Source organism: Bradyrhizobium sp. Ai1a-2, from assembly GCF_000426245.1.
Classification (GTDB): Bacteria; Pseudomonadota; Alphaproteobacteria; order Rhizobiales; family Xanthobacteraceae; genus Bradyrhizobium.
This window is the reverse complement of sequence record NZ_AUEZ01000007.1, coordinates 143,216-168,540: the sequence shown is the minus strand read 5'-3', so window position 1 is coordinate 168,540 and position 25,325 is coordinate 143,216. Positions and strand designations below refer to the sequence as shown.

Here is a 25,325-nt window from a genome sequence, read left to right as displayed (position 1 = left end):
CGGACGCACACGCAGCGGCAAGATCCGCTCGGCTTCGCCGATATCCGACCAGCGACCATAACCGCATCATTGCCGACGATTCCCGCGGCTCTCCAGATATGCGATGTTGCTGTTCTCGGCATCGGGGCGGCTTTCGAGGCTTCGCAACTCGATCACGCCAGGCGGATGGTGGCCGCGCGGCTCGTCGGGCTCCAGCACGTAAGGATACATGCCGTGCGCATAAGCGGCGCAGCCCTCCAACACCTGGGCCACCGTCCAGGACATCACCGAGAGAATGACGCTGTGGAACGCGACGTCGCTGCAGACGGCGAACGTCCCAACGACTTTCATCACGAGCCTCGAGGGCCACCACAATGCATTTTTCGCGGATGGCCGCTCGCTGGCCGAACTCGCGTGCGTCGTCACCGGGCGCATCGAGTACCGGCGGGCGGCGCCCATGCGCCGATCGGCCGGCCAGCGGCTGGCCGGAAATTTCTTCCTGTCCAAATTCATTGACATCTCCCAAGGATTTTTCACCCTTGGGAGATTGCCTTTGGCATGTTGCGACAGCGTTCCAGCCCCGGAATTAAGGGCTACCGTTGTAACAGAACCAGCCGGGCCTCCCGGCCCGGACGTCCGACGCGTCGAAGCAGCAGTTGCGACCATCTGCCGCACGGCGCGATTGACCATTTTCAGAGCCGCTCGACCGACAGTGCGAACACATAGCCGACACCGCGTTCCGTGAGGATGACCTTCGGCGTGCTCGGATCGCCCTCCAGCTTGCGGCGCAGACGCAACACCTGCACGTCGATGCTGCGGTCGAAGACATCCTCGTGCACGCGGGTGGCCTGCAGAAGCTGCTCGCGCGAGAGCGGCCGTTGTGGCGCGTCGAGGAAGGCAACCAGAAGAGCGTATTCGCCCTTCGTCAGTCCGACCTGCGCGCCGCTCGGATCGGAAAGACGCCGGCTGCGCCGATCGAGTTGCCAGCCACCGAATCGATAACGGCCTTTCTCCGGATCGCGCGGCGCGGTCTGTCCGGTTTCCCGCCGGCGCAGCACTGCGCGGATCCGCGCTAACAGCTCCCTCAGGCCAAATGGCTTCGTGATGTAATCGTCCGCGCCAAGCTCCAGGCCAACCACGCGGTCGATCTCGTCGCGGCGATGGCCGGTGGTGATGATCACGGGTACGTCGGAGTGCGAACGAATCTCGCGCAGCAGATCGAGACCGTCTTCCTGGCCCAGCCGCAGGTCGAGGATGACGAGATTGGGTTCGCGCGTAACCAGCAGGCCGGTCACCTCGTCGCGCCCCGATGCAGACAGCGCACGAATGTCGTGCTCCTCGAGATAGTTCATCACGAGGTGCCGCATGGTGCGGTCGTCCTCGACCACGAGGCAGGTCGGCTGGCCGCGCTCCGCGTTCAGATTTTGATCGGGCCGTACGTGCGGATCGGAGCCGTTTCCACCGGCTCCGTTTCCTTCACTCCGTTCGGGCCGACCATTACGGTTAGCCGCGGCAATTGCGGCATTCAAATTCATTTGCGTCTCTCCCGACGCCCCCTGGCAAGCGGGATATAGAGCACGTTATTCCGCGCTACAGCACACATTTCAGCGAGCGCCTCCGGCATCAAATATCGTTGAACGCACAAATTGCCAACGCGGCCTTCACAATACTGTGGCCGCGTTGAACCGGAGCGCGATTCGCGCGAGAGGAAGTGCCGCGCAAGGCATCGGCGCCCTTCTGCCCCCTGTATCTTACGATATCTTTCCATCTTAGAATCGTTCAAATCAGCCTGCCCCTGATTGGAGTCTGGTTCATTCCCGTTGAGCGAAGCCGTTTGTCTGGCGGCAGGCTTTCCGCGGTCCCCACAATTCGACGTGCGATTTTGCAAAAGTGCCCCTTCATGAAATCACCGCTCGAATTTTCGAATGACCGTATTGATCGCTGCGGGGCGCAGGCGCCCATCATGTCTTCGTCAAAACCTCTGTCCGCGTTACTTCTCATTGTCCATACCAATGTATGACACCATCGTGAGGCAAAGCGGTCCATATTGATGGTCATCCGATAGTCGACGTCAGTCGAGCTTGAGATTTCAGGAGGCCAGATATGTCTTGCCATCCCGCGCAGCTCCTCAGAGAGCGATCTGCATCGATGTCTGCAGCCGAACTTTTGGATAACCGCTCATCAAATGCAGTCCCGCAATCGTCGCGGCCGGATGCCCCGATCATTGGCATCGATCTCAAACATCTCGGCGTTTCTGTACGCGTTGTGCCGAATGCAGGAGCACCTGAGACCGAACGCGCCCTGCATATCGCGGCAGTGGGAAGGGATGTGGAGGCGTCGCCTAGCTTCGATTTCGGCAAGGCAATCCGGGAGATGCCGAAAGCGCGAATCGAGCAGGATCCCGTGGTTCGCAGGCTCTCAGAGGCGCTTGCCGCAGCGGAGCGAGATCAGTCGGAATTCGGAGAAATCTACGCAGACGCCATCAGGCTGGTCACAGTGGCGAGGATGATCAGCGCCGATACGACACCGGCGTCGCTTGTGCAGACCAACCGGGACGGCGGGTTGTCGAAGTGGCGTCTCAAGCGCGTCGTGGAGTACGTGGCCGCGCATCTCGATGAGAAAGTGACGTTGGCAGACATGGCCGGTGCAGCCCGGCTGAGCCGGATGCATTTTGCCGCACTGTTCTTCCGCGCAACCGGATCGACGCCGCATCAATATCTGCTGAAGCAGCGTGTCTCGGCCGCGCAGGACATGCTGCGCGCGACCGACAAATCGATCGTCGACATCGCACTGAGTGTCGGGTTCAGCACCCAAGCGCACTTCACCACCGTCTTCAAGCGTATCGTAGGACAAACGCCCTTGAAGTGGAGGGAAGGCAGGCCGGCAGAGCCGCTGCTGCCGTCATACAACAGAATTGGCGCTGACGAGCGAATGGTCGAAGGACTTCGGCCGATCTAACGTGCCCGTTGCTATAGTGCTCACTCGAGGTCCGTGGTCTTGGAGCACTTCGTTATCAGATTGCCGCCTTAAGATTGCAGGGTGGGCAAAGCGAAGCGTGTCCACCAGCTAATGCATTACTCTTGGTGGTGGGTATGCTTTGCTTTGCCGACCTAGGCGCTGGCTGCGGCGCCCGGACACTAAACCTTGGTGTTAACCCGCAATACCGTCGCCTATCCGCGAGAACTGCGCGACTTAACCAACCAGTATAATCGACGATAACCCCCACCCTTCCTACAACACCATGCAGAAGCATCGCAGTAAGTTGGCGAATGGGGAGCGTGGAAGTCATGAACCGCCGATTGAAGAACTTCATACTCAGACGCCTCGCGGTTCTGCTGGTCTCCTGGCTGCCGTCGTCTCATTCGTTTGGAATTGAGAGCACAAACGACGCCGCCCTGCACCACGTCCGTCAACCTCCCCTGAATTCGCTGGCAAGCCGAAGCAGTTTGGTTTTCCTGGAATCAGGAAGCTGCTCGAACGCGATCCTGCAACGGCGATATGATCGCGTCGTCAGCAGAAGACTGGATGCGACTGAGCTTCGCCTCACTGCTTAGAGCGTGAAAGGCACGTCGCTCCTCGGTACGACGAACGCTACATCTGAAACGCTTCGTTCGGAGATCGAATGTCTGGTCGAGGCCAAAGGATCGGGATGTCAGCCACGCCTGTGCTGCGTTGTCTTGTCATGGCTGCAGCATTCGTCCTGTCTCCTGCCTCTGCTGGTGCGGATGGCCGCGAGCGCGTTGTTGACCTTCCGCTGAAGGGTGGAGACCATCAACGTGTCCTCTACCTGAAACCCGAGGATGCCTGGGCGACCGTCGTCATGCTGCCGGGAGGCGCTGGCAACGTGGGAATCGAACACGACGGCGCGATCCGGCATCCGGACAATTTCGTGGTGCGCTCTCGGGCTCTGTGGACGGACCAAGGCGTTGCCGTGGTGATTCCGGACACGATCGACCGTGCCAATTTGCGAGGCCAGCGTAGTTCTCCTCGCTTTGCCGAGATCGTCGATGGCCTGATCGCCTTCGCATCCACCCCCTCGCAGCAGCCTGTGTTCCTGCTTGGCACCAGCCAGGGCTCCATTGCTGCAATGAATGGCGCGGCGCACGCAAAGCCTGGCACGCTTGCGGGCGTGGTGCTCACAGAGTCGGTCTCCCGTATGGGCGGCAGTCACGAGACCGTGTTCGACGCGCATCCGGACGCGGTGCACGTCCCGGCCCTCGTCATCGCCAACCGCGACGATCGCTGTACGGTGGCGCCGCCGGACGATGCGCGAAGAATAGCCGCGGCGATGACGGCCGCTCCCAGTGTGGAGGTCCTCATGGTGGCGGGTGGGATCGTCGCGACCAAGCGGCCGTGCGGATCCCTGTCGCCGCACGGCTATTACGGCATCGAGTCCGAGGTCGTGAACGATGTCGTCCGCTGGATGCGTCAGCACACGCGATAGAGTGCGCCTAAGAACACCTAATTGTCGCGGGCGGGCTGTTGATTGGTCGATGCCTGCCGAACGCCAAGCGAATCAGCCATACGCACGAGCTCGGCGAGCGATTTGGCCTGCATCTTGCGCATCATGTTGCCGCGGTGAATTTTCACCGTGATCTCGCTCAACGACAGGCGCCAGGCGACCTGCTTGTTCATCAGTCCCGCCGTGACAAGACCCATGACCTCCCGTTCCCGGGGCGTCAGCGAATCGTAGCGCAGCCGGACGCTTTCGTCCCGCCGCGCCTCTGCGCGTCGCCGCTGATCGCGGGAAACGGCCTCTTGCACAGCCGCGAGAAGCGCTTCCTCTTCGAACGGCTTTGGAAGGAAATTGACCGCGCCGGCCTTCATGGCACGGACGGTCATTGGTATGTCGCCGTAGCCGCTGATCAGGATCACCGGAATGGACGCATCGCTCTCGACCAGTTCCTCCTGGAATTCGAGCCCATCGGCTTCTCCCAACCGGATATCCAGGATCAGGCAGGACGCGGAGTTGACGGCATCGGATGCCAGGAACTCGCTGGGCCCTGCGAACGTCTCCACGGAGTAGCCGACGGCACGCAAGAGGCTGCTGAGCGAATTGCGCACGTCGGTATCGTCGTCGACGACGCAGATGAGGGCGGTACTGATCGAGCTCTGTGATGCACTCATACTCATGCTGTCCAGGACCAGTTCATTGGAAGGTCGGGGGAGGTCCTTGCGAAGAGTCGCCCAGGATCGCTTCCACGTCGTGGAGCAGAATCTCGGGATCGACGGGCTTGTCAACGAAAGCCGCGGCTCCGAGGCTCTTTGCCTCAGCGCGCGCTTCCGGCGTCGAATAGGCCGTCATGACGATCACGGGGACGCCGACGCCCCGCCGCCGCAGTTCCCTGTGCAGGCCGAGGCCGTCCATGCCCGGCATATGCAAATCCGTGATGACACAGTCGACATTCGCGACCGAGGATGACTCCAGGAAGTTCTCGGCCGCGCCAAAACTCTCCACGCGCAGGCCAACCGAGCGAAAGAAGCTCGATATGCTTTCCCTCACGTCGTCGTCATCGTCAACGATGCAGATGGTGGACCCTTGTGGCACTAGACAGCTCCTCCCGCGCAGATTGCCCGGTGTTTGCGCCGGTATGGCCGGATTCTGTCCATTTTCCCATCATATCAAGATATTAGGTTTCGACCAGCGCGCCTCCGCCGGAATGTTAAATGGGAGCGTGAACCCCACGGTCGCCCCCCATCCGTCATTATTGGACGCCGAAACGCGCCCTCCCTGCCCTTCTATGATCGTCCTGCAAATCGATAGTCCAAGGCCCATTCCGTCGGACTTGGTGGTGAAAAACGGCTCAAAGATACGCTCGGGGTTGCCCTCGATCCCGGTGCCGCTGTCCTCGACGGCCACTTTGATGAAATTCTCGGCAGCGCCGTCGATCTTCACATGGATCTCGTGGGGGCGGTCGGTGATTCCCCTGGTCGCATGGAGCGCGTTCATCAAAAGGTTCACGATAACTTGCTGCACCTGCACGCGGTCACAGACGATGGGGCCACGAATGTTGGCTTCCTCGACGCGGATAGTCGCCGCCGCAGCGCGCGCCTCCCGCGCCAGCAGGGAAACCGCATCCTGCACCAGGACGCCCATATCGACGGAGCTTGCCTGCGGCGTGGTCTTCTTGGCGAGCGCGCGCACCCTTCCGACCACCTCCGCGGCGCGGTTGCCGTTTGAGACGATTTTGTCCAGACAGTCGGCCACCTCGGTGAGGTCGGGATTGGGCCGGGTAAGCCAGCGCTTGCCGGATTTTCCGTAGTTGATGATCGCCGCAAGAGGCTGGTTGACCTCATGCACGATCGAACCCGCAAGCTGGCCCAGGAGGGCCACGCGCCCGGCATGCGCGAGTTCGACCGAGGTCTGCTCGATCTTCGCCCGCGCTTCGTTCCGCTCGGTGACATCGAAGGCCATGAGCAGCACCCTGGACCAGTCCCGTCCGTCCGGCAGGACGGATACCCGCAGCACCGCATCGATGATGCGCCCATGCAAAGTGGCGCACCGTGTCTCGATCTCCGCGAGCGAAGAGCCGGCGGCCAGCGAAGCAAAGATGTGCGCCAGCGCCGGTTCGGAATCGGGCAATTGTCCCAGCAATACATTGCCGTCGGTCAATTCGGCGACCGTATCGGCTTCAAACATTGCGAGCGCGGCGCTGTTGGCGTTGTAGATCCCGATCTCGTTAGCAGCCGCGCGCAAGACCTGCGGATTCGAGAATAGCCACGATTTACAGTCCTGGCCTGGCCCTTTGCTGTCCAGAACAAGCCGCATGGCCTTGCTCAGGTCGCATTCCAGGGCGGCAAAGCCCGCCGAGTTGAAGATAGTGCTGTAACGCTGCTCGGAGCTCAGTCTTTCGGCCAGGGCGCGGCGGCTTTCGGTCAGATCGGCGCTGGTCTCGATGATGCCAACAGCCCGACCATCCGGGTCTCGTCGCTCGAGCCAGCGACTGGCCAGAATGAGCCGTGTGCCGTCTCGCCGCGTTCGGACGATTTCTCCCGACCAGGTTCCATTCTGCTCAAGAGAGGCATTTATTTCCTCGATCGGGACGAGCGACTCGAGGAGGTCGCTGCAGCGCTTGCCCAGCGCCTCGGCGCGCGTCCAGCCGTAGAGCCTCTCTGCGCCTTCATTCCAGTAACGGATAATGTCCGATCGGTCACGAACGACGACGGTGTCGTGCGAGAGCTCGAGGATCCTCGCCTGCTCAGCCAACGTGGTTCTCGCCGACCTGTCCCTGAGCGACAGCAGCACGGTGATTGTGATCGCAACGAGACTTACGGCATAACGCAGGTGCGCCCCTCCGAGCGGATCGTCCGCATGCCCGATAAGGAACGCGATCGTCGTGAGCACGGCCGTGATACAGCCGCTGCCAATCACGAACCTGCGGCCGAGCGGCGCAAGCGTCAGCACGACGCCCGTGTACAGCACCGCGACGGCGCCATCGATTGGGCTCAACGCATCGGCCAGGAAGATCAGCGCCGACGCAATGATCGCCGCGGCGAGCGCGAATTGCCCTCTTCGGCTGCTGATCAGCTTGAAACTACCCTGCTTTGGACCACGGTTGGTCGCCATGTTCTTCCTCATCAAGCCCCGTTCCGAGCCGACTTTTATCGTTTCTGGCCGAGAGAATGATCATACCTAGGTTTGAATTCTCGTTCCCGTGTTTTGTCTGTACCTGGGAGCTTGGGCCGCATCGGCGAGCACCGTGCGAATTTGAAACGCTCATGCGAACCTCGGAAGACAGGGTTTCAGCTGGCCGCGCAACCTTTGACGCGGGCTTCGCCCGAAGCCCACCATTCCACATCGTGGCCAATATCGGGGCGAAGAGGTACGCTTGCGACCTCTGCCGAAGATTAGTCCAGCATTGACGCGGAGTTCGTGACCGAAGGCGATGCGCGCGTTGGGAAAGCCGGTTGATCATGTTGAAATCAGCAATTGTAGCAGTCGTGGATTTTTGTGCGCGGCGGCGCTGGTGGGTTCTCATCGTCGGAATCCTGCTCGCGGTCGCAGCTCTCGCCTATGACGTCACGCATTTCTCGATCACGACGGACACGGATAATCTGATCTCGAACAACCTTGCCTGGCGTCAGCGCCAGGCGGCGCTTTCCGAAGCCTTTCCGGACAAGGGAATCCTGGTCGTCGTCACGGCACCGACGCCGGAAAACGCCGAAGCGGCGACAAGCGCGCTGACGCAGGAACTCTCAAAGCATCCGGATTTGTTCCACGCGGTTGTGCAGCCGGACGGTGGCGAATTCTTTCAACGTAACGGCCTGTTGTTCGAACCGCTGCCGAGCGTCAAGAAGTCCATCGCGGGATTGTCGAGCGCCGATTTTCTGATCGGCTCACTGGCGGCCGATCCGACCCTGCGCGGCGTCGCCAAAGCGCTTGGATACGCGATCGACGGTGTCGAGGGCGGAGACATCAAGCTCGATCAGCTGGCGTGGCCGCTCTCGCTTGCCGACAGGACCCTGAATGACGTGCTTGCCGGCAAGCCGGCGACATTTTCGTGGCAGGCGCTGGTGCAGGGCTCAGGGCCGCAGGCCGAGCAATTGCGCCACTTCATCGAGGTGGAGCCGATCCTGGATTTCTCCGCGTTGCAGCCGGGCCGCAAGGCGACGGACGGCATCCGACGCGCGGCCGCCGAGCTGAAATTGGGCGAGAAGTTCGGCGCCAACGTGCAGCTTACCGGCACGGTGCCCATGAACGACGACCAGTTCTCGGTCATCCGGCAAAGCGCGCTGCGCGACACGTTGACGGCCCTGTTCGGAACGCTGATCATATTATGGCTGGCGCTTCGCTCATGGAAGATCATCGCCGCGGTGTTTTGCAGTGTGATCGTCGGCCTCACCGTTACTGCTGCCCTCGGCATCGTCATGGTTGGGGCCTTCAACCTGATCTCCATTGCTTTCTTTGTCTTGTTTATCGGGTTAGGCGTCGACTTTGGCATCCAGTTCAGCGTCCGCTACCGCTCCGAACGGCATCAGTGCGGCGATTTGCGGCAATCGCTGCGACAGGCCGCGCGCAAGGTGGGAGCCCCGCTCTCTTTGGCCGCCGCGGCCACGGCGGTGGCCTTCTTCTCGTTCCTGCCGACCAGCTATAGGGGCCTTTTCGAACTCGGTCTCATTGCCGGATGCGGCATGTTGATCGCCTTCCTCTGCAGCATCACCCTTGTCCCGGCAATGCTGGCGCTGCTGAAGCCGCCGGGAGAATCGGCACCAGTGGGATTCAGCAGCCTCGCGCCGCTGGATGATTTCCTGCAGCGGAATCGCATTGCGGTGATCGTCGGCACCATCCTTGTCGTCCTCGCCGGAACGCCGCTGCTGGGGCGCCTTCCGTTTGATTTCAACCCGATCAACCTGCAAAACCCGCACGCCGCATCGGTCGTGACCTATCGCGAATTGCAGGGTAATCCGCTGACCAGCGGTGACGATGCCGAAGTGCTGGCATCATCGCTGGGCGAAGCTGACGGCATCGCAAAGCGGCTGGCGGCGCTGCCCGAGGTCTCGCGCACGCTCACGCTCAACAGCTTTGTTCCGGATGATCAGGATCAGAAGATCGCCGTCATCAAGGCGGCCGCGCCACGCCTCCATGGTGCGCTCAATCCGCCGCGCGATCCGTCGCCAACGGACAAGGACACCGTGGATGCGATCCGCGCGACCGCGCAACATCTTGCGAAAGTCGCGGGTACTGCGACCGGCCCCGGCGCCGAAGCCGCGCGAAGCGTTTCCGGTTTGCTGACGCGCCTGGCGCAAGCTGACGCCACGACGCGCGCACGCGCCGAATCTGCTTTCGTCCAACCGTTGAATCACGATCTCAACCAGTTGCGCAACAGCCTCGATCCGCAACTGGTGACCATCCAGAATCTTCCGGCCGATCTCGTTCGCGACTGGCTGCTGCCCGATGGCAGGGCCCGTGTTGAAGCGCTGCCGAAAGGCAACTCCCAGGATAGCAGCGTGATGCGACGCTTCGCGACGGCAGTCATGGCCGCAGAACCATCGGCCACCGGCCCCGCGATCAGCCTTTATCAGTCGGGCAGAACAGTCATCGACGCCTTCATCGAAGCGGGCGCGCTTGCACTTGGCGCCATCGCGATCCTGCTCCTGATCGCGTTGCGCCGCGTCACGGACGTGCTGTTGACGCTGATCCCGTTGCTGCTGGCCGGCGCGGTCACGCTGGAGATCTGCACGCTGACCGGCACCGCGATGAACTTTGCAAACATCATCGCCCTGCCGCTGCTGCTTGGAGTCGGCGTCGCGTTCAAGATCTACTACATCATGGCCTGGCGCGACGGGCAGACAGGCTTGCTGCAGTCGAGCCTCACGCGCGCGGTGATCTTCAGCGCGATGACCACCGGAGTGGCGTTCGGGAGCATGTGGTCATCGAACTATCCCGGCATGTCGAGCATGGGCAAGATGATGGCGCTCGCACTGCTGTGCACCATGGCCGCAGCCGTGCTGTTCCAGCCGGTCCTGATGGGGCCGCCGCGCCAGGTCAGAGCGGCGCCAGCGCAGCGGTCGGGCGCTCCCTTGCCTCGCCCGGCCGAATAAATCGGGAGCCGAATGCTGGACGCTCGACCTGCGGTCGGGTCCAGCTCAGTAACCTCGCGGCTGAACGCCCCGCAGCCCTCGGTTTTTGTTGCATTTTTGCGAACCGGTTCACATTCAACGCCGGCTCTGTCATGCTACGTTCATATATCGCAGCCGGACGGAGGACCGAACGACCGCTGCTTGAAGGGGCGAAGCTGCATCTGGCCATCGTGACCGAGCGAAAATGCTGACGTGCTCGTTTGCAACATTGCTGGAGGTTGACCATGCATTCCGTTTCAGCCGAATGGCAATCCGCTTCGACAGCTCCCTCCGACGAGGATCTGGAAATCTGTACATTGAATTATGATGGCATGGTCCGTGCGCTCCCCTTTCCTTGCCGCAGGGACGGAGCCAACTGGGTCGACCGTTCGGGCGGAATGCGCGCCGACATTTATCCGACCCAATGGCGCAAATGGACTGAATCAAACTAGTCCATCGTCGCGGCGAACGCAGCCCGGCCTTGACTGTACGAAGCGGAGCTGCGTGCTGACGCAGCCCGCTCCCGCTTGTTGCTCCGACAAGGCGCCCATTGCGCATGCGGCCATGCGAAATCGTTCGTCGGATAGCGAACATCGACCACAAGTTTGTCTCGCATGTTCCGGCTAGCTGCGACATAGTGAGCCTCCGTTTCCCGCGGAAGTGAAGGCTCATGAACCGAAGCCCGGTGCTCGTAGACCTGGCCCTCCAGGGCGGAGGCTCGCATGGTGCGTTCACCTGGGGTGTTCTCGACCGGCTTCTTGAAGAGCCGTGGCTCCAGATTGCAGGTATATCCGGGACGTCCGCTGGCGCGATGAACGCCGCCGTGCTGGCGGATGGCTGGACAGAGGGCGGTGCGGCCGCGGCACGCGAGGCCTTGGACAAATATTGGCGGAGCGTCTCACGCGCCGCCGCATTCAGCCCGCTGCAACGCTCGCCTCTCGACCACCTCATGGGACGATGGTCGCTTGACACTTCTCCCGCCTATCTCTTCACCGATTTGATGTCGCGGGTGCTGTCGCCCTACGACCTCAATCCGCTCGGCTTCAATCCACTGCGAGAGATACTCGCCAAGTCCATTGATTTCGAGCGTCTTTCCCGCGCGCCGATCAAACTCTTCGTCACCGCCACGCGGGTGCGAACAGGGCGCGGACGGATTTTCCGCAACGCGGAGATAAATGCGGATGTCCTGCTGGCGTCCGCCTGCCTGCCCACGATGTTCCGCGCCATCGAGATCGATGGCGAGCCCTATTGGGATGGCGGTTACGCGGGCAACCCCACGATCACGCCACTGGTTCGCGAGACCGATGCGCACGACACCATCCTCGTGCAGATCAACCCGACCGAGCGGCCAGAGGAGCCACGCACCGCCGCGGAGATCCTCAATCGCCTCAACGAGATTTCATTCAATTCTCCGCTCGCGAAGGAGCTTCGAATGATCGCGCTGCTCCGTCAGGTCGCTGACCCCGGTACTGGCGAGGGCGCCCGTTGGGCACGGATGAAGACGCACCGGATCAAAAGCGACATGCTTGCGACGTTCGGCGCGTCATCCAAGCTCAACGCCGAATGGGCGTTCGTATCCAAGCTGCGCGAGGAAGGGCGTCGGGCCGCCGATGAATTCCTCGACGCGCACGCCGCCGATCTCGGCGTGCGCTCAACCGCCGATCTCGATATCCTGCTGACGGAGTGCTGAGTTGATGGGGCTTCTCGGCATTCTTGTCGGGCTTGGTCTATTGATCTGGCTCGCCTTCCGCGGCTGGAGTGTTCTGCTGCTGGCGCCGGTCGCCGCGCTGGTTGCCGCTGCCTTCGATCGTCAGCCGCTGCTCGCCAACTGGACGCAGACGTTCATGGGCAGCGCGGCGGAGTTTCTCGCGCAATTTTTCCCGATCTTTCTGCTTGGCGCCGTCTTCGGGAAGCTGATGGACGACAGCGGTGCGGTCGTCGCGGTCGCAAACTTCATCACTCGAGCGCTGGGCGAGCGCCGGGTCATCCTTGCCGTCGTGCTTGCGGGGGCATTGGTCACTTACGGCGGCGTCAGCCTGTTCGTCGCGTTCTTCGTGATCGTTCCGATGGCCCAATCGCTGTTTCGCAAGGCGGCAATTCCGCATCGCCTGGTGCCAGCGGCGGTCATTCTCGGCACCTCGACTTTCACCATGTCGGCGATGCCTGGCACACCGTCGATTCAGAACGCCATCCCGATGCCCTTCTTCGGTACGACACCCTTCGCCGCGCCGGGCCTCGGGTTGATCGCGTCGATGATCATGCTCGGCATCGGGCTATGGTGGCTTCATCGCGCCGAGAAGGCGGCGCGACGCGCAAATGAGGGCTATGGCGACGCGCCATCGACAACGCCCGAAGATGCGGCCGACGATGAATTGGTGCGCGAGCGGGCGACAACCGCGCGGGAATTCGATCCGGCGGAAATCCGCCACGGGCACCACAGCGAAGCGGCGGCCCCGGTTTTCAACGCCATCCTTCCCCTGGTCGTCGTTGTCGCCGTCAATCTCGTGATGTCGCTGCTGGTCCTGCCGCGGCTCGACTTTTCATTCCTGGCTGAACAGAGTTGGGGTGGCACCTCGCTATCGGCCGTTGCCGGCGTCTGGTCGGTCATCGTCGCCTTGGCGGCAGCGATCGCGATGGTCATCCTCTGCAACTGGACGCGACTGCCAGCACTGCGGCGAACCATGGATGCCGGTGCCAATGCGTCCGTGCTGCCCGCCCTGAGTGTCGCCAGTCTCGTCGGCTTCGGCGCTGTTGTCGCGTCCCTCCCCGCCTTTGGCGTGGTGCGGGACTGGGTGTTGGGCATCGAGGGCGGCCCGCTGGTGTCGCTTGCCGTCGCCACAAATATTCTTGCGGCGTTGACGGGGTCGGCTTCCGGCGGCTTGACGATCGCGCTCGATGCGCTGGGTCGGACCTACATGGAGATTGCCGCACAGGTGGGAATCGATCCCGGTATCCTGCATCGCGTGGCAGTGATTGGCGCGGGGACACTGGATATTCTGCCCCACAACGGCGCCGTCGTGAGCCTGCTCGCGATCTGCGGCCTGACCCATCGTGACAGCTACCTCGACATCGTGATGGTTGGAATCGTGAACTCCGTCATCGCTCTTTGTGCCGTGATCGCAATCGGCACCGTGTTCGGATCGTTTTGACGCCGCAAAGCGACGGTACTTCTTGATCCTGTCGCACAAGCGTTCGAGGCGGCTGCGGGCTCCATGGATGTGTTGAAGCACGAGGCCAATCATGGAAGACATGAAAGTCACCGCCACCGGGTACGACTTTCGGCCCGCCCACGCTGCCATGCAGCGGTACGTCGATGGGGATCTTCTTGCTGGATTCTCTTCCGCGGTGCTTGTCGGTAGGGAGTTGGTGGATGTGCAGTGCATTGGCTGGGCCGACAGGGAAGCGCAGATACCATTGCGGCTCGACCACATCTTCCGCGTCTTCTCCAACACAAAGCTGATTACATCCTGCGCCGCGCTTCTCTTGTTCGAAGAAAGCCGCTTCCAACTGGATGATCCGATCGAGCAGTTTATTCCGCAGCTCGCGAACCGCTTTGTGCTGCGTCCCGGCGCGACGTCATTGGACCAGACCGAGCCTGCTGTCCGGCCGATCACCATTCGCGATCTGATGAGCCACAGTTCGGGGTTGAGCTACGGCCTTCTCGACCCGGGCACCTTGATTTTTAAGGCCTACAAGGAGCGAAAGGTCATCAATCCAGCGACCACGCTTGCCGAGATGATGGACGTGTTGGCCGACCTGCCGCTGGTCTTTCATCCCGGAACGTCCTGGGAATACTCAGTGGCCACCGACGTCTTGGCGCGTCTTGTCGAAGTGATAAGCGGCCAGAGTTTCGGTGCGTTCATCCAGTCGCGAATCCTGGACCCGCTCGGCATGGCGGACACCGGATTTGTGGTGTCGGATCGCGATCGCCTCGTCGCCTATTATGCCGGTGCCGACCTGGTCGACCCCAACAAGCCGGGACTTACTCGCAGGGACGACGCGCCATATCCCGGCGCTTATCTGCGCCCCTTCCCGAGGCAGAACGGCGGCAGTGGGCTGGTCTCGACCTTGCCGGACATGGTGGCGCTCGCTCGAAGCCTGCTGCCGGGTGGTCCGACCTTGCTCGAGCCCGACACGATCAAGCTGATGATGACCAACCAGCTACCTGAGGGCGCGTGGATACGGTTTGCTGGTTACGGAGAACTTCAAGGCAAGGGGCACGGGCTCGCGGGAGCACTGATCCTGCTGCCTTCCGCGTTCGACCATCCGGATGCGGGAGGCGAGCTCTTTTGGGGCGGACGTGGTGGCACCCAATGGTGGATTTCGCCCAAGACGAATACCGCGGGCCTGATCATGGCACAGCGTGAGATGGGGCATCCATTTGTCGTCGAGTTCAAACGGCTCGCGTACGAAGCGGTCAAGCGCAAGAGCTGACAAGAATGGCCTCGCGGTCGAGTTCCCCGATGCTTGCGACGGAGACTATCCGGCCAGAGCGAGATACCCGCTCACGGTCAGAACCGATGCCGCGGTGGAAACCAGGATGACATTGGAAGTGATATCAGCCTCGCGCTGATAGAACTCCGCCAGCATGAAGGGGCCCGTTCCGGTCGGAAGGGCGGCCAGCAGAACGGCAACATGAGTGAGCAACGGTGACAGGCCGAACACGGCTGTCGCCATGACCCAGGTGATGGCCGGCTGCAGGACAAGCTTGAAGCCGACGAGGAGAGCTGCCGATCCGACGTCCCGCTCCGTGGTCTCGCGCTTTGCTGCGAGAAACAGTCCGAGCGCAATCAGCGCGCAGGGTGAGGCCGCGCCACCCAATAGCTTCAGGAAGCTTTCTGCCGGCGCAGGAACAGTGAGACCGGCGAGCGGAACGATCGCGCCGAGCACAGGTGCGACAAGCAAGGGATTGCGAAGCAGCGAGCCACCGACCTTGGTGAGAAGGTGTTTGCGTCGCTTTTCGGTTTGCAGGCCAGTTTCGATCAGCACGATGGCAATCGCAAAGAGAACACAGACCGTGATGATCGTGGCAATGAGGGTCGGGGCCAACGCTTCGCGGCCAAGCGCCACCAGCGCCAGCGGGAAACCGACAAAGCCAACATTCGCATAGCCCGCGTTCAGACCGTCGATCGCGGCGTCGGCCAGGTGCCGCGGGCGACGCAGACGAACGGCTATTGTCAGGCAGAAAACCAGCGCAGCGCCGACGCCGAATGCCGCGATGAAACCCGGCTGCCAGACATCGCTCCATTGCGCGTGGGCGATGACGTCGAAAAGCAGGGCCGGAAGCGCAAGGTACACCACGAAGCGGTTCAGCTCCGTGGACGCGTGGGAGCCGAGAACGCCGATCCGGCGAGCGAGCCAACCTGCGAAGATGAGCGCGAAAATGGGGAGGACGACAGAGAGGGTCGAGAGCATTGGAGAGCCTGACTTCAAAATTGACGGTTAGCTCTATCCGGCCGTTCTGATATCATCCAATACCGATTGACGCCCCTATCCATACCTTTTCGGTATCATGATCGACATCAGGCAGATGCGCTACTTCGTGGCTCTGGCCGAGACGCTCCACTTCGGGCGCGCGGCCGAGCGCCTCCACATCAGCCAACCACCGCTGAGCCGGCAGATCGCGGCTCTGGAAAAGGAGCTCGGCGTCCGCCTGTTCGAACGTCACTCACGGCGGGCGACGCTCACCCACGCCGGTCGGCGCTTCCTGGAAGACGCACGCGCGGTGTTGATCAGTTTCGACCAAGCCTGCCGCAACGCGCGCTTGGCCGAGCGCGGCGAGTTGGGCGAGCTTTCCATCGGTTTCATGATGCATGCGGCCTACACCGTCTTGCCGGGCCTGGCACGGCGTTACATGGCCAATCACCCGGGGGTGCGCGTCGAATTACGCGAGGTCGTTCCCGCCACTTTGACTGATGCCGTATTGGCCGGGCAGTTCGACGCAGCCATCATGTTCAACCCCGGCCCCATTCGGGGCCTCGAGACGCACACGATTTATCGCGAGCGGTTGTGCCTGGCCGTACACGCGAGCCACCCGCTCGCCGACCATGCGGTGATCCGCGCCAAACAACTCGCTGGCGAGCCGCTGATCGCCGTCCCCACCGACGTCGCGCCGAAGCTGCGCGAGGCGATTGTCGCCTATTGTCGTTCCGGCGGGTTTGAGCCGACGTTCAGGCTCGAAGTCGCACTTCAGCAGACGATCGTGAATCTCGTCGCGGAGAACCTTGGCATCGCCCTGGTGCCGCAATCCATGGGGCAACTGGGCATTGCGAATTTGGTGCACCGTAAGCTTGAGAAAGCACCGACCATCGAGCACGTGGTCGCGTGGCGGCCAAGCAATCTCAATCCGGCACTCCAGCCATTCCTTGCCGAAGCGCGGGCCGTCGCGCTGTGACAGGTGAGCACTCCAAGCACAGCCTCGAAGCTCGCTCATTGCTCGCGCTTTACGACAATCTAATTTGTATTTGTCTGAACGCGCGGCGCTCTGCCGCCTGCCAACCAGACGATAATCGCTCGCCGATTTGATGGCGCGTTGCATCCCGGCAACAGTTCCTGGCAAAGTTGACAAACTGCACTTTCCGCCATTGTGCGTCCACAAGTTGAGCCAAACAATCAAAGCTGTCGCATGCTTGGCTGTGCAGCTGGGCTCAAGTGAGCCCCTTTTGGAGGCTACGGGACATGAACCCGCGGCAATTTGCGACGGCGGCCCCGGCGCTATGCGGAACGATCGTTCTCGCAGGTTGGGTCGTCGCATCGCTTGGCGGCCTAAGTTCGGCCAGCATCGAGAACGCCGGCGCGCTGCCGATCGAAGAGCACCGCGCGCCATCCCTCACCGCCGACGCCGAACCCGCGGATGCACCACAGGCGGCCGCGGCGGAAAGCGCCACTGCAGCCGGCAGCGCCGCCGCAGCGGGAAACGCCGCTGTCGTCGCTTCCGCCGATGTGGCAGCGGCCATCGAGTCGGTGAAGGGGATCATTACCGACACGCCGGCGGCCTCGGTCGAGGCGGAACCGATCGTCGAGGCCGGGCCGCCGGATTCGTCGCAAATGGTGGCGCCGCCCGAAACACCACCCATGCAGGTGGCGACAGCGAACACGCCTGACCCGGTCCTGAACGACGGCGGCAAGGAGGCCGCAAACCGCATCGAAATTCTCGACGAATGCCTGGTCGTGGACATCTGCGTCGACCGATACCTGTGGGCGCTCTACCAACGCACGCCCAAGGAGGACACCAACAAGGTGTATGAGCAGAGGAAAGTACAAGTCCGGAAGAAGCGCAAAATGGTGACTGTCACCAGGACCTTTACCAGGCTCGTCGATGCAGACTTCACGTGGAAGGATCCAAAGGCGGCGGAAAGAGTTCGCATGCCGATGATGGACTACGTGATCGGAGGCATGGATCGAGGCTTCAAGCTGAAACTGTTCCATGCGCTTTACGCTGCCGAGCAAGCCGGGCTGTCGCCCGGTATCACCAGCGCGTTCCGCGATGACTACCGACAATCGATCGCAAGCGGCCTGAAGGCGGCAAGCAACAGGTCGTACCATGGCGGAAGCTTGCGCGGCGGCTATGGCCACGGGCTTGCGGCCGATATCGTCAGCGTCAAAGGAACGACACGGGCGCAGCGGTGGGTTGCCAGTGAAGCCCTCTGGAAATGGGTCGATGCACACGGGAAGGAGTTCGGTATCGGGCGACCATATCTCGATCGAGATCCGCCGCATGTGGCACCGATCGACGGCAGGGAATATGCCTCTCATCAGCGCGGAACAAAAGTTCGCCACGCGGAGGCGGATATGAAAAAGCGCGCCAAACTGGTTATGCGCGTCGATCGCGGCGCGGCGAAACGCACAAAAAACGCAAGAGCGTCGAAGGGGAGAACGATCTAACCGCGTCCAATATCACGCGGGCGAGGCTTCGCCGGATTCCTTAATTGCGCCGCTCGAATGTCCCAAGGACCATGGGGGTTCCGATCGAACCCGCCGGGCCCGCAGATGGAAGGCGCATGATTTCTCGTTTTGTGAAACATAAGCGCAACCCAACACGGTGGCGGCCAGCGTATCTTGTCATCGCGGCCCTCGCCGCGTTGATCGCGGCTGGAGACCATGCGGGCGCCAAAGGCGCTCGGAGCACACGCTCGATCGAATCCGTCCAGTCGCGCATCGCCGGCGAACCGATCATGGCCATCGTTTCGCTCCAGGACCAGCGGATCACCGTTTATGACGCCCGTGGCTGGATCCTGCGCGCGCCAGTGTCGAGCGGCCAGAGAGGACGCGAAACACCGGCCGGCATCTTCAGTGTTATCGAAAAGGAAGCGGAGCATTATTCGAACCTGTATGACGATGCCTACATGCCCCACATGCAACGCATCACCTGGTCGGGCATCGCGCTCCACGGTGGTCCCCTGCCCGGCTATCCCGCATCCCATGGCTGCGTGCGCATGCCTTTCGATTTCGCAGCGCGTCTGTTCGACGACACCCGGATCGGCCTGCGGGTGATCGTGGCACCCACCGATGTGGCGCCGACCGAGATTGCCCACCCGGCTCTGCTGCAACCGAAACCGGGCGCCATCGCTTTGGCCGCCACCCGTCGCGCAGAGGCCGATGAGGCAGCCGGAAAGGCGGATCAGGCGAGGCTCGCCTCCGCGAAGGCTTACCGCGAGTCCACACAGGCGATGATGCCGGTGCGCGTTGCGGATAACCTGAGACGCAGGGCCGAGACGCAATTGGCGACCGCCGAAGCCGCGCTTGGCTCCGCCGCCTCGCCTGAGTCAAAAGAACAGGCCGAGCGCACCAAGGCGCAGGCGGTCACCCGGATCGCCGAGTTGCAGGAACAATGGGCAGCTGCAAAGGCGGAGCTGCAACCGAAGCTCGATGCCGTCACCGCTGCGCGTGAAGCCGCCCTCGCCGCGGAGAATGCGCGGATTGCCGCGGCCGAGGCAGCACGCCAGGCGGCGCGCGAGCTCGCGCCAGTATCGGTGCTGATCAGTCGCAAAAACCAGCGGCTTTATGTCCGGCGGGCTTTTGAGCCCGTCCTGGAGAGCCCGGTCACCATCCAGGACCCCGATCGTCCGATTGGCACGCATGTCTTCACCGCCATTGAGGCGACCGACGGCGGAAGCGGCGTTCGATGGACTGTTGTGTCGTTGGAAAGTAGCCCCGTCGGCACGGCCGAACCTCACGATCTCGCGCGCGGGCGCAAAGGTCGCGAGGTTGAGCCGAAGAAGACGGAACCGGTCGGCGCAGCGGCCGCGCTCGACCGGATTGTCATTCCGCCGGACGTCCTGGATCGCATCGCGGGGATAACTCCGCGCTCCTCGTTGATCATCACCGACGAGGGGCCGAGTTCTGAAACCAGCAAAGGAACGGAATTCGTGGTCCTCATGAGCGGCGAGCCGCAGGGAGGAATCAAGATGCGGCGACGCGCTCCGCCGAGCGAATATCGTTACGCGCGCTCGCGCGATCGCCGGCTTTTTTGGGGCCGACCGTTCGCGGGGCCGTTTTCGACGTGGTGAGGCCGTGCTTGCGAAATCTGACGACGCGACGGCAAACGGCGCCGAACTGGCGTTCCTGATGTCCGGAGCGTATAGTTACGTGCACTTGGCGGTAGTTCGGATGTCGGTTTTCTCAGGCAGACTAGGTTTCGCATTCATTTTGGTGGCGCTCGGTCTGGGAGGGCCGACAGCCCATGCCCAAGTTGCCCCCATGACATATTGGACTCCAGGCTGGCCCCTCGGCTTCGACAATCTGACGGGCGACCAGAACCCGAACACATACGGCAACTTTCCGAGCTTTGAGGCCAGTGACGCTCGCGGCGGCGGCTTTTCATATGCGCGCTACAATTTCCCGAACGGCTGGTTCGTCGGCAGCGAACGCGGCGCCATGAGTCTGAGCGGCATCAACCAGTATGCGGGTTTTGGCAATTTCGCCTCGCTTTACACTGAAGGCGTGCAGTTCGGCTACAGCTTCAAGAATGCGGGCGGATTGCCCCTCACGGTCTATGCCGGTTTCGATACGTTGAAATACAATACCGGCATCGGCAGCCCCTTCGCCCCCTTCGACACCGTGTCCGGCACGTTGCCCGGCTACAGCGCGCATGCCGGCATCGAAATCCAGCCGGCGTCGAATCTCAGCCTGTCATTTGGCGTCGGCTACACCCAACAGTCGGGGCGCATCGACAGCGACATCAATTCGTCCTTGCTGCCCGGCGCTTCCCCATTTGCCTTCGGCGCTCGCCGCTAACGCATGCGCTTTGTTGGGACAACCGAGCTGCGGTCCCGCGGCATCGGCGCCAACGAGATGATGCTTGAGCCGGCCGCTCAAATCGCGCATCAATGCATCTCATTGCGCACTATAAAAACAAAAGGGAGGCAATCATGAAGACGCTCACGGCCGCGCTGTGCGCCTTGACGCTGTTCGCAACCGGCGCGCAGGCGCAAACCGTCAAGGATTTCCTGGCGCTGGTCACCAAGAAATGGACCACGCCGTTCGAGCCGTTCCAACTGATCGGCAACATCTACTATGTCGGCACCGACGGCATCGCGGTCTACATCATCAAGACGTCGCAGGGCCTGATCCTCATGGATACTGCGCTTCCGCAGTCCACCGGAATGATCAAGGACAACATCGCCAAACTCGGGTTCAAGGTCGGCGACATCAAGTACATCCTGAACACGCACGCGCATTTCGATCACACCGGCGGCTTTGCCGAAATCAAGCAGGAGACCGGCGCGCAGCTCGTCGCAGGCGAACGCGACAAGCCGTTGCTGGAAGGCGGATACTATCCCGGTGACGAGAAGAACTCCGACATCGGCTTCCCGCCCGTGAAGGTGGACCGCACTGTCAAGGAAGGCGACAAGGTCACGCTCGGCGACACCACGGTGACGGCGCACGCGACACCCGGGCACTCGCCCGGCTGCACGAGCTGGGAGATGACCGTCAAGGACGGCAATCAGGACCGCGACGTGCTGTTCTTCTGCAGCGGAACAGTCGCGCTCAACAGGCTGGTCGGCAACCCGACGCATCCCGGTATCGTCGACGACTACCGGTCGACGTTCGCCAAGGCCAAGGCGATGAAGATCGACGTGCTGCTCGGCCCGCATCCGGAAGTCTACGGCATGCAGCAGAAGCGTGCGGAAATGAAGGACGGCGCGCCGAATCCGTTCGTCAAGCCTGGGGAGCTGGCAATTTACGCCGCGGGCCTCGAGCAGGATTTCGACAAGCAGCTCGCCAAGCAGACGGCCGCTTTGCAGAAGAGCAACTAGCCGGCACACCAGATCATGGTCCGATTTCGGATCATGATCCGGACGCTGTAGACCGGCCGTCGTTTATAACGCCGTGCCGCCGCCAAACTTGGACGGATCGTTGTAGCTGGGCGTGTCGTCATAGTGCATCGGCGGCCGACGCGCTTCGAGCTCCCAATCCGGAACGGTGTAGACCGGCCCGTGGGGAACGATGACATGCTCCGGCCTAAAGTGATGTATTGGCATCGCACCGGCAGATGCAGTCAGGGTGACCAACAGGCCCAAAGCCAAGAAGGTACGCATCGCGTTCACTCCAATTAACTTGTCGCCCTCTTTCATATGGTCAAGTGCGTTCGAGCCACCATCGTCCCAAGGTATGACCGCTTCACGATCTGTCACATCGGCGGGACTATCGGGCAAGCCGGTCCGGGCGCGGCCCGGCTCACGAAACCTCGACGGCTCACGCATCCGCGATATTCTTGAAGGCCTCCCGGTCAAGAACCTTGACGTGGTGTCGGCCTCGCGTGGCTATCATCTTCTTCACGACGAGCGCTCGGAATGCGCGGCTGAGCGCCGGAAGAGTAATCCCGAGATAATCGGCGATGCTCGAACGATCCATCGGAAGGTATATTTCCGAAGTCGGCTCGTTCCGCGCAATCTGCAGGTGCTCCTGCAGTTCCAGGAACATGGCGAGCCTCTTCACCGCTCTCTTCTGGGTAAGGAGAACCGCATGATGCTGCGCCTGACGCAATTCGTCGCAGAGCTTTACAATGACCTGCACGTCAAGACTGGCGCTGCTGCTCAAAATCCGCTGCACCGACTGCAGCGGCATCTTGTAGGCGATGACTGGCGTCGTGGCCCTGGCTGTATTGATGTACCGCGCCTCCTCGGTCAAGCCGAAGAGGTCACCGGGATACAGAAAGGACATGACGGGTGGTCCGTCGGCAAGCATCCGATACGCAGTGACGACCCCGCTTATGATGTTGAACACCGCATCGGCGCGGTCGCCTTGATTATAGATGCGCTCGCCTTTTTCAAAACGAACGATCGCAGCGATCTTTGCAAGCTGGGCGCGCTCGTCGTCGCTCAACAATTGATGCCGGACATGCTTCTTCGGATGACCCGGCGTCCAGGGATCGGTCGCATGAATTTCGGGTCCCGCCATGCGAGTTCCGTTAGTCGGCATATGTCGTCCACCTCTTTCCATTGCTGATGAATAGCCGATCTGCCGGATTTCTTTTTTGATCGCCGTCAAAGAGTACCTATCGGCCGCCGGCAGTGGCGCGACCGGGCCAGCCGCCAAGATGGACCGCATAAATTTGATCCTGATCAAACTTTCCTCCACCAAGGAGGATGCCTTTTTTCAGTTGGTACGCGATAATTTTGGAGGCTGAAGGCGGAATGGGGAAAGCGGTCGATGTCGTCGGACTCAAGCGATCCCCGCCTGACCTATACGCAGAATATCGAACGATACCGCCGGCTCCTGAACACCCAGCTGAGCGATACCGAGCGGCAATTTATCGAGCGACGGATTTCCGAGCAGCATCGCGCCTACGAGACGCCGACCGACAGATTCGTGGTCCGCGCCAATATCGATCACTTCCTGAAGGCGTTGTGGAACGATGATCTTCCGCCGGAGAAGCGGTCGACTATCACCAAATTGCTTATCGAAGAGGAGAACAAGCTGAGCCATGACCTGGAGCAGCTTCAGTTTGCCGAAGATCGGGTGTTGGCCGGTCGGAAACGTCTGGAGCACCTCAGGAGCAGATTGAACGACCCACGATCCGATCCGGCCAATCGATCGCAGGCGAGCCGGCTGCTTGCAACAATGGAAGAAACCCAGCGCTTGCTGGAAGAGTTTTGCGAGCGGTTGCGCCGCAAGATCATCGGCAGGGATGGCATCTAGAGCGTCGGTGCCTGCCCGCCTCACGCCTCACGCCTCAATAGGGTTGGTCGCGGATGTTCAGCTTGTACAACAGGCGGGAGATCATCAGCTCCCCTATCAGGAAAATGCCGACACAGATGATGATGTCGATCCATGTCAGCGATAGCGCATTCTGACAGACCACCAACGGCAGAAGCGATTCCGGAATCTGGTCGAGCCCAATGGCCTGGGCGCTGGACGGCAATTTGAGACGACGCTTGATGAAGCTGGAAAAGATATCGCCAAGCATGGCAAGGCAGGACACCAGAGCGCCCGTGGCGGCGCTCACGCCAAGCACCGGTGCGGCCGCTGCGGTGACGGCGACGGAAAGGACGACACCCCGGATCGTCTTCGACTGCCCCAGCAACGGGCGGCCATCGACGAAATGTACCCCGGCATCCAGAGGGAATGCCAAACGGGACCCGAATATCTTCTTTGCGATGACCGGCGTGCCGTTCGCGAAGGTCAAGAGCACGAGCGATTGCAGGATTGGCCAAAGGTCCATCTGAGTATCCTGCGCCGGCGCACGGCAGGTCGGGTGCCGCAGGATAGACGCGCCTCGCCTGCCAATTCAACCTTCAGCGCTTCCACGATCTGGCGCGATCGCCTTGCGAACAGACGCCGTGATATCGGAGCAGCGGACGACGTACTGACGGCCGCCTGCGACATTGCGCCCACGTTCGTCGCCGAGTTTGACCCGCATCAAAGGAGTACAACTACAGAACGGCTAGCTTGACGGTCTCAGCGAGGAGATCTGCCATGAACCAAATTCCACAACTTGCCATTTCCTCCGCGAAGGTCGCAGCGATCCTCGCGAAGGCACGGCAGTTCGACGTCAAGGATGCGGTAACCGACCCGGAGCCCGCCTCCAACCCGAGCGACGATGCCATGCTTTCGGTCCTTGAGGATCATCGCGATGATCCCGTCAGCGGCGAATTGACGGCGATCATCCGCGGCCTGAACGAGGACGAGCAGATCGACCTGGTGACGCTGACGTGGCTCGGTCGCGGCGATGGCGAGCTCGATGAGTGGGACGACCTTCATGCGGAGGCTGCTCACGCGCACAACAAGCGCACGGCGGAATATCTCCTGGGAATGCCGTTACTCGGCGACTATCTGGAAGAGGCCCTGTCGCAATTCGGACATTCCGTGGAGGAGTTCGAACAGCCGCTCTAGCAAGGTCAGGAGATGCCGCGGGCGCCGAACCGGGCGGCGATGAATGCACCACACATCAACGGCTGCGTCCAGTCGAGGCGGCCTTGCGCGGCGTTGCGGGCTTGCCGTGTTGGTTGTGATTGGGGCCAGGCCGGCCGTTCGCAGGCGTCGGCAATTCGACAAGCGTGTGGCGCTGCTCCTTGGCGTCGAACACGGTCACATGAAGCTTCGGATGCCGTTTCTTGATCTCGATCGCGGCCTTCTCGGCGGCCTCGTAGCTTTCGTGCTCGGATTTCAATTGCCGATCGACCGCAACATGAAACGGCTTGGTGAGCGATGGCTTGACGGATTTTCGAGCCGGACCTGCGACGTGATTGGGGCTCGACGTCCTTATCGGGCCGATTCGAGCCGAGAAACCCGTTTTCCGTGAGGGACCGCGTTGCTTGCTCCTGGGCATTGGTTGACCTTCT

23 protein-coding genes are annotated in these 25,325 nt (G+C 61.7%); 13 read left to right on the top strand and 10 right to left on the bottom strand.

Annotated elements, in window-relative coordinates:
• Window positions 1–66: 66 nt before the first annotated feature.
• Window positions 67–492 carry a hypothetical protein gene (locus tag K288_RS0107850; protein ID WP_027579029.1) on the bottom strand — a complete coding sequence of 142 codons (426 nt, stop codon included), beginning with the start codon at window positions 490–492 and terminating at the stop codon, window positions 67–69.
• Window positions 493–671: 179 nt separating this feature from the next.
• Window positions 672–1,400: a response regulator gene (locus tag K288_RS0107845; RefSeq protein WP_027579028.1), complete on the bottom strand. Its 729-nt coding sequence runs from the start codon at window positions 1,398–1,400 to the stop codon at window positions 672–674.
• 952 nt (window positions 1,401–2,352) lie between these two features.
• Here K288_RS0107845 and K288_RS45015 point away from each other — a divergent pair.
• On the top strand, window positions 2,353–2,937 hold the full coding sequence (locus K288_RS45015) for an AraC family transcriptional regulator (RefSeq protein ID WP_244443092.1): 585 nt from the start codon (window positions 2,353–2,355) through the stop codon (window positions 2,935–2,937).
• Window positions 2,938–3,661: 724 nt separating this feature from the next.
• On the top strand, window positions 3,662–4,423 hold the full coding sequence (locus tag K288_RS45010; RefSeq protein WP_244443091.1) for a lysophospholipase: 762 nt from the start codon (window positions 3,662–3,664) through the stop codon (window positions 4,421–4,423).
• A gap of 17 nt (window positions 4,424–4,440) precedes the next feature.
• Here K288_RS45010 and K288_RS0107830 read toward each other — a convergent pair whose 3' ends face one another.
• The 3 genes from K288_RS0107830 to K288_RS0107820 all read right to left on the bottom strand — a co-directional run bounded on the left by K288_RS0107830 (window position 4,441) and on the right by K288_RS0107820 (window position 7,546).
• Entirely contained in the window at window positions 4,441–5,106 is a 666-nt protein-coding gene (locus tag K288_RS0107830; RefSeq protein ID WP_027579026.1) for a response regulator, read from the bottom strand.
• 22 nt (window positions 5,107–5,128) lie between these two features.
• Window positions 5,129–5,527 (bottom strand): response regulator, encoded by a 399-nt coding sequence (locus tag K288_RS0107825; RefSeq protein ID WP_027579025.1) that lies wholly within the window; start codon window positions 5,525–5,527, stop codon window positions 5,129–5,131.
• Window positions 5,528–5,596: 69 nt separating this feature from the next.
• Window positions 5,597–7,546: a PAS domain-containing sensor histidine kinase gene (locus K288_RS0107820; protein ID WP_051334422.1), complete on the bottom strand. Its 1,950-nt coding sequence runs from the start codon at window positions 7,544–7,546 to the stop codon at window positions 5,597–5,599.
• A gap of 347 nt (window positions 7,547–7,893) precedes the next feature.
• Here K288_RS0107820 and K288_RS45005 point away from each other — a divergent pair, with 347 nt between their 5' ends.
• From K288_RS45005 to K288_RS0107800, 4 genes are all read left to right on the top strand, one after another.
• Complete coding sequence (locus tag K288_RS45005; RefSeq protein WP_051334421.1) at window positions 7,894–10,521, top strand: MMPL family transporter; 2,628 nt, start codon at window positions 7,894–7,896, stop codon at window positions 10,519–10,521.
• 688 nt (window positions 10,522–11,209) lie between these two features.
• Complete coding sequence (locus K288_RS0107810) at window positions 11,210–12,229, top strand: patatin-like phospholipase family protein (RefSeq protein ID WP_027579023.1); 1,020 nt, start codon at window positions 11,210–11,212, stop codon at window positions 12,227–12,229.
• A 4-nt stretch (window positions 12,230–12,233) separates the two neighbouring features.
• A complete protein-coding gene (locus K288_RS0107805) occupies window positions 12,234–13,688 on the top strand; it encodes a GntP family permease (protein WP_027579022.1) in 1,455 nt (484 codons plus the stop codon).
• A 91-nt stretch (window positions 13,689–13,779) separates the two neighbouring features.
• Entirely contained in the window at window positions 13,780–14,973 is a 1,194-nt protein-coding gene (locus K288_RS0107800; RefSeq protein WP_244443090.1) for a serine hydrolase domain-containing protein, read from the top strand.
• Window positions 14,974–15,018: 45 nt separating this feature from the next.
• Here the strand turns inward: K288_RS0107800 and K288_RS0107795 are convergent, their stop codons facing one another.
• Window positions 15,019–15,954 (bottom strand): AEC family transporter, encoded by a 936-nt coding sequence (locus K288_RS0107795; protein WP_027579020.1) that lies wholly within the window; start codon window positions 15,952–15,954, stop codon window positions 15,019–15,021.
• Between the two features lie 97 nt (window positions 15,955–16,051).
• Between K288_RS0107795 and K288_RS0107790 the strand changes: the two genes are divergently transcribed.
• The 5 genes from K288_RS0107790 (at window position 16,052) to blaBJP (ending at window position 21,797) form a co-directional block, all read left to right on the top strand.
• Window positions 16,052–16,933, top strand: a complete 882-nt coding sequence (locus K288_RS0107790; protein ID WP_027579019.1) for a LysR substrate-binding domain-containing protein — start codon at window positions 16,052–16,054, stop codon at window positions 16,931–16,933.
• A 284-nt stretch (window positions 16,934–17,217) separates the two neighbouring features.
• Window positions 17,218–18,423 carry a peptidase M15B and M15C, D,D-carboxypeptidase VanY/endolysins gene (locus K288_RS54640; protein WP_027579018.1) on the top strand — a complete coding sequence of 402 codons (1,206 nt, stop codon included), beginning with the start codon at window positions 17,218–17,220 and terminating at the stop codon, window positions 18,421–18,423.
• Between the two features lie 71 nt (window positions 18,424–18,494).
• Window positions 18,495–20,048 carry a L,D-transpeptidase family protein gene (locus K288_RS45000; protein ID WP_084799515.1) on the top strand — a complete coding sequence of 518 codons (1,554 nt, stop codon included), beginning with the start codon at window positions 18,495–18,497 and terminating at the stop codon, window positions 20,046–20,048.
• A 190-nt stretch (window positions 20,049–20,238) separates the two neighbouring features.
• Window positions 20,239–20,775 (top strand): hypothetical protein, encoded by a 537-nt coding sequence (locus K288_RS0107775; RefSeq protein WP_343207758.1) that lies wholly within the window; start codon window positions 20,239–20,241, stop codon window positions 20,773–20,775.
• A 134-nt stretch (window positions 20,776–20,909) separates the two neighbouring features.
• Window positions 20,910–21,797 carry a BJP family subclass B3 metallo-beta-lactamase gene (gene blaBJP, locus K288_RS0107770; protein WP_027579016.1) on the top strand — a complete coding sequence of 296 codons (888 nt, stop codon included), beginning with the start codon at window positions 20,910–20,912 and terminating at the stop codon, window positions 21,795–21,797.
• Window positions 21,798–21,860: 63 nt separating this feature from the next.
• Here the strand turns inward: blaBJP and K288_RS0107765 are convergent, their stop codons facing one another.
• Window positions 21,861–22,244, bottom strand: a complete 384-nt coding sequence (locus K288_RS0107765; RefSeq protein WP_152535430.1) for a hypothetical protein — start codon at window positions 22,242–22,244, stop codon at window positions 21,861–21,863.
• On the bottom strand, window positions 22,237–23,109 hold the full coding sequence (locus K288_RS0107760; RefSeq protein ID WP_152535429.1) for a Crp/Fnr family transcriptional regulator: 873 nt from the start codon (window positions 23,107–23,109) through the stop codon (window positions 22,237–22,239). Before K288_RS0107760 ends, K288_RS0107765 begins: the two co-directional genes overlap by 8 nt.
• Window positions 23,110–23,193: 84 nt before the next feature.
• Here K288_RS0107760 and K288_RS0107745 point away from each other — a divergent pair, with 84 nt between their 5' ends.
• Entirely contained in the window at window positions 23,194–23,682 is a 489-nt protein-coding gene (locus K288_RS0107745; protein WP_244443089.1) for a hypothetical protein, read from the top strand.
• 34 nt (window positions 23,683–23,716) lie between these two features.
• Here the strand turns inward: K288_RS0107745 and K288_RS0107740 are convergent, their stop codons facing one another.
• The gene (locus tag K288_RS0107740) at window positions 23,717–24,175 is read right to left on the bottom strand and encodes a CDP-archaeol synthase (RefSeq protein ID WP_244443098.1); all 459 of its coding nucleotides are present in this window, start codon (window positions 24,173–24,175) and stop codon (window positions 23,717–23,719) included.
• 284 nt (window positions 24,176–24,459) lie between these two features.
• Here K288_RS0107740 and K288_RS0107735 point away from each other — a divergent pair, with 284 nt between their 5' ends.
• Window positions 24,460–24,876, top strand: coding sequence for a DUF3775 domain-containing protein (locus K288_RS0107735; protein ID WP_027579012.1), 417 nt, complete (start codon window positions 24,460–24,462; stop codon window positions 24,874–24,876).
• A gap of 55 nt (window positions 24,877–24,931) precedes the next feature.
• Here the strand turns inward: K288_RS0107735 and K288_RS0107730 are convergent, their stop codons facing one another.
• The gene (locus K288_RS0107730; RefSeq protein WP_027579011.1) at window positions 24,932–25,153 is read right to left on the bottom strand and encodes a hypothetical protein; all 222 of its coding nucleotides are present in this window, start codon (window positions 25,151–25,153) and stop codon (window positions 24,932–24,934) included.
• Between the last annotated feature and the right edge of the window lie 172 nt (window positions 25,154–25,325).

Bases quoted from the DNA above. Each gene is read 5' to 3' on its own strand.
- K288_RS0107850 (WP_027579029.1), bottom strand. From the start codon at position 492: ATGAATTTGGACAGGAAGAAATTTCCGGCCAGCCGCTGGCCGGCCGAT.
- K288_RS45005 (WP_051334421.1), top strand. From the start codon at position 7,894: ATGTTGAAATCAGCAATTGTAGCAGTCGTGGATTTTTGTGCGCGGCGG.
- K288_RS45000 (WP_084799515.1), top strand. From the start codon at position 18,495: ATGGGGGTTCCGATCGAACCCGCCGGGCCCGCAGATGGAAGGCGCATG.
- K288_RS0107735 (WP_027579012.1), top strand. From the start codon at position 24,460: ATGAACCAAATTCCACAACTTGCCATTTCCTCCGCGAAGGTCGCAGCG.
- K288_RS54640 (WP_027579018.1), top strand. From the start codon at position 17,218: ATGAACCCGCGGCAATTTGCGACGGCGGCCCCGGCGCTATGCGGAACG.
- K288_RS0107820 (WP_051334422.1), bottom strand. From the start codon at position 7,546: ATGGCGACCAACCGTGGTCCAAAGCAGGGTAGTTTCAAGCTGATCAGC.
- K288_RS0107795 (WP_027579020.1), bottom strand. From the start codon at position 15,954: ATGCTCTCGACCCTCTCTGTCGTCCTCCCCATTTTCGCGCTCATCTTC.
- K288_RS0107810 (WP_027579023.1), top strand. From the start codon at position 11,210: ATGAACCGAAGCCCGGTGCTCGTAGACCTGGCCCTCCAGGGCGGAGGC.
- K288_RS0107805 (WP_027579022.1), top strand. From the start codon at position 12,234: ATGGGGCTTCTCGGCATTCTTGTCGGGCTTGGTCTATTGATCTGGCTC.
- K288_RS0107765 (WP_152535430.1), bottom strand. From the start codon at position 22,244: ATGCGTGAGCCGTCGAGGTTTCGTGAGCCGGGCCGCGCCCGGACCGGC.
- K288_RS0107800 (WP_244443090.1), top strand. From the start codon at position 13,780: ATGGAAGACATGAAAGTCACCGCCACCGGGTACGACTTTCGGCCCGCC.
- K288_RS0107745 (WP_244443089.1), top strand. From the start codon at position 23,194: ATGTCGTCGGACTCAAGCGATCCCCGCCTGACCTATACGCAGAATATC.
- K288_RS0107790 (WP_027579019.1), top strand. From the start codon at position 16,052: ATGATCGACATCAGGCAGATGCGCTACTTCGTGGCTCTGGCCGAGACG.
- K288_RS0107830 (WP_027579026.1), bottom strand. From the start codon at position 5,106: ATGAGTGCATCACAGAGCTCGATCAGTACCGCCCTCATCTGCGTCGTC.
- K288_RS45015 (WP_244443092.1), top strand. From the start codon at position 2,353: ATGCCGAAAGCGCGAATCGAGCAGGATCCCGTGGTTCGCAGGCTCTCA.
- blaBJP (WP_027579016.1), top strand. From the start codon at position 20,910: ATGAAGACGCTCACGGCCGCGCTGTGCGCCTTGACGCTGTTCGCAACC.
- K288_RS45010 (WP_244443091.1), top strand. From the start codon at position 3,662: ATGGCTGCAGCATTCGTCCTGTCTCCTGCCTCTGCTGGTGCGGATGGC.
- K288_RS0107775 (WP_343207758.1), top strand. From the start codon at position 20,239: ATGACATATTGGACTCCAGGCTGGCCCCTCGGCTTCGACAATCTGACG.